The sequence below is a fragment of the Variovorax sp. 01T439_2 genome, from assembly GCF_056398445.1.
The window spans coordinates 1-3,515 of sequence record NZ_JBFTPJ010001002.1 but is presented as its reverse complement, the minus strand read 5'-3'; the positions used below and the strand labels follow the sequence as shown (position 1 = coordinate 3,515).

The 3,515-nt window shown below is 64.1% G+C and carries 4 protein-coding genes and 1 pseudogene; all 5 read left to right on the top strand.

The genetic code is table 11. The annotated features are described in order from the left end of the window. Positions 1-362: DUF2244 domain-containing protein (locus AC1DOC_RS31040; RefSeq protein ID WP_478131262.1), on the top strand; the 362-nt coding region annotated here is incomplete at its 5' end. 60 nt (positions 363-422) lie between these two features. After that, entirely contained in the window at positions 423-1,601 is a 1,179-nt protein-coding gene (coxB, locus tag AC1DOC_RS31035) for a cytochrome c oxidase subunit II (RefSeq protein ID WP_015867162.1), read from the top strand. Positions 1,602-1,647: 46 nt separating this feature from the next. Continuing rightward, positions 1,648-3,147 carry a cytochrome c oxidase subunit I gene (locus AC1DOC_RS31030; RefSeq protein WP_478131261.1) on the top strand — a complete coding sequence of 500 codons (1,500 nt, stop codon included), beginning with the start codon at positions 1,648-1,650 and terminating at the stop codon, positions 3,145-3,147. 31 nt (positions 3,148-3,178) lie between these two features. Next, positions 3,179-3,295, top strand: a complete 117-nt coding sequence (locus AC1DOC_RS31025; RefSeq protein WP_208856271.1) for a cytochrome oxidase small assembly protein — start codon at positions 3,179-3,181, stop codon at positions 3,293-3,295. Between the two features lie 28 nt (positions 3,296-3,323). Further along, positions 3,324-3,515, top strand: a pseudogene (locus AC1DOC_RS31020) (cytochrome c oxidase assembly protein); the annotation flags it as partial.

Genomic DNA, 3,515 nt, shown 5'->3' with positions numbered 1-3,515 from the left:
GCGTGGTATCGCTCGGTATCGGCGCGGTCTTCTGGATGCTCGGTGCGCCGCTGGTTCTGCCTTTTGCCTGGCTCGAACTGGCCGCGGTGGGTTTCGCGTTCATGCTGTACGCACGGCACGCAACCGATGGAGAACGGATTGCGCTGCAGGGCGGCCGGCTGGTGGTGGAACTCGAGAACGGTGGCGACTACGAGCGCACGGAATTTCTGCCGCACCAGGTGCGGATCGAACCGCAGGCCAGCGATCGTTCGCTGATCGAGGTCTCGGGTCAGGGTCGATCGGTCAGGGTGGGGCGCTATGTACGCCCGGAGTTGCGAGCCGCATTGGCGCGCGAGATTCGCATGGCGTTGCGTGGCGCCTGAGGGCTCGCGCGGCGCTGCACGGTTGGGTTTGTTGAAAAAAATTGAAGAAACGTGAACACGATGAAGAGCATTTGGCGCAATAAGTACAGGCCGGCGAATCTGTTGCTGGCGGCCGGCGCGGCTTTCAGCGGCGCGGCGCACGCAGTCAACGATCTGCCCGGCGGCCCCTCGGTGCGCCAGCTGAACCTTCCGCTGGGCGTCACCAAGATTGCGCAGGAACAGCATTTCCTGCACACGGTGATGATGATCCTGTGCACGGTCATCTTCGTTGCCGTGTTCGCGGTCATGTTCTATTCGATATGGAAGCACCGCAAGTCGGTCGGCCACAAGGCGGCCAACTTCCATGAATCGGTGGTGGTCGAGGTCATCTGGACCATCGTGCCCTTCATCATCGTGATCGTGATGGCGCTGCCCGCCACCAAGGTGCTGGTGGCCCAGAAGGACACCACCAACGCCGACCTCACCATCAAGACCACCGGCTACCAGTGGAAGTGGGGCTACGACTACCTGAACGGCGAAGGCGAGGGCCTGGCCTTCATCTCCACGCTCGACAGCTCGCAGCGCGCCATGTCCGACGCCGGTGCCAAGGGCGCCATGCCCGACGACTACCTCTTCAAGGTCGACAACCCGATGGTGGTGCCGGTCCAGAAGAAGGTGCGCATCATCACCACCGCCAACGACGTGATCCACGCGTTTGCCGTGCCCCAGCTGGGCATCAAGCAGGACGCGGTTCCCGGCTTCGTGCGCGACACCTGGTTCCGCGCCGAGACCGTGGGCGACTACTACGGCCAGTGCCAGGAACTCTGCGGCAAGGAGCACGCCTACATGCCGATCCACGTGAAGGTGGTCTCGGCCGCCGACTACACGGCCTGGGTCGATGGCAAGCGCAAGGAAGCCGCGGCCAAGCTCGACGATCCGAGCAAGGTCTGGACCCTGCCCGACATGTTGGCGCGCGGCGAGAAGGTCTATGCCGCCAACTGCGCGGCCTGCCACCAGGCCAACGGCAAGGGCGCCGGCCCGATCAAGCCGCTGGACGCCAGCCCCAAGGTGCTCGACACCGACCACAAGGTGCAGCTCACGGTGCTGCTCAATGGCCAGAACAATGGCGCGATGCCCTCCTGGAAGCAGCTGAGCGACACCGACCTCGCGGCCGTTGCCACCTACACCAAGAACAGCTGGTCGAACAAGACGGGCCAGCTGGTGCAGCCGGCCGAAGTTCTGGCCCTGCGCGGCAAGTGACCGCGTCCAAGCGCCCCGCGACGAAGAAATTGCAAGGAACAACGAAATGAGTGCAGTCCTCGACCCCCACGGTCACGCCCACGACGGCCACGCACACGACGAGCACCACGCAGCGCCCACCGGCTGGCGCCGCTGGGTSTTCGCCACCAACCACAAGGACATCGGCACGCTCTACCTGCTGTTCAGCTTCACCATGCTGATGGTGGGCGGCGTACTTGCGCTCCTGATCCGCGCCGAGCTGTTCCAGCCCGGCCTGCAGCTGGTGAACCCCGAGCTGTTCAACCAGTTCACCACCATGCACGGCCTGATCATGGTGTTCGGCGCCACGTTCTTCATGCCCGGCGGCGCGCCCGCCGCGGGCTGGACGCTCTACGCGCCGCTCACGCTGCAGATGGGCCCCTCGATGGACGCCGGCATCTTCGCGATGCACATCATGGGCGCCTCGTCGATCATGGGCTCGATCAACATCATCGTCACCATCCTGAACATGCGCGCCCCCGGCATGACGCTCATGAAGATGCCGATGTTCTGCTGGACCTGGCTCATCACCGCCTACCTGCTGATCGCCGTGATGCCCGTGCTCGCAGGCGCCATCACCATGACGCTGACCGACCGCCACTTCGGCACCAGCTTCTTCAACCCCGCCGGCGGCGGCGACCCGGTGATGTACCAGCACATCTTCTGGTTCTTCGGCCACCCCGAGGTCTACATCATGATCTTGCCGGCCTTCGGCATCATCAGCCAGATCGTGCCGGCGTTCTCGCGCAAGCGGCTGTTCGGCTACGCCTCCATGGTGTACGCCACCTCGTCGATCGCGATCCTGTCGTTCATCGTCTGGGCGCACCACATGTTCACGACCGGCATGCCGGTCACGGGCCAGCTGTTCTTCATGTACGCGACCATGCTGATCGCGGTGCCCACGGCCGTGAAGATCTTCAACTGGATCGCCACCATGTGGCAGGGCTCGATGACCTTCGAGACCCCGATGCTGTTCGCGGTGGGCTTCATCTTCGTGTTCACGATGGGCGGCTTCACCGGCCTCATCCTGGCCATCGCTCCGATCGACATCCAGCTGCAGGACACCTACTACGTGGTGGCCCACTTCCACTACGTGCTGGTGGCCGGCTCGCTCTATGCCATGTTCGCGGGCTACTACTACTGGGCGCCCAAGTGGACCGGCGTGATGTACAACGAAACGCGCGGCAAGATCCACTTCTGGTGGTCGCTGATCTCGTTCAACGTCACCTTCTTCCCGATGCACTTCCTCGGCCTCGCGGGCATGCCGCGCCGCTATGCCGACTACCCGATGCAGTTCGCCGACTTCAACGCGGTGGCTTCGGTGGGTGCGTTCGCCTTCGGTCTGGCCCAGGTGTACTTCTTCTTCTTCATCGTGCTGCCGACCATGCTCGGCAAGGGCGAGAAGGCGGCGCAGAAGCCCTGGGAAGCGGCTGAAGGCCTCGAGTGGGAAGTGCCGTCGCCGGCGCCCTTCCACACCTTCGAGAACCCGCCCAAGCTCGATGCAACCGCCACCAAGGTGATCGGCTGAACCGCACCGGCCGCCGGCTTGCATGACCACGATGACCACGCCCGAACAGAAAAGGAACAACCGCCGCATGGGGCTCACGCTGGCCTCCATCGCCGTGCTGTTCTTTCTCGGATTCCTGGTCCGCATGATCTGGTTCAGCGGACGCTGAAGCACGAGCCAACGGAGCCGCCCGCATCATGAGCCTCGGTCAACGCATCAAGCGCGCCAATGTCCGCATGGTCGGCAAGCTGGCCGTGGTGGCCTGCGGCATGTTCGCGTTCGGCTATGCCCTGGTGCCGCTGTACCGCGCCATCTGCGAAATGACCGGCATCAACATCCTCGCGCTCAGCGAACTCGAGGTGCCGGGGGGCGCAAGCGGCGGCAAGAAC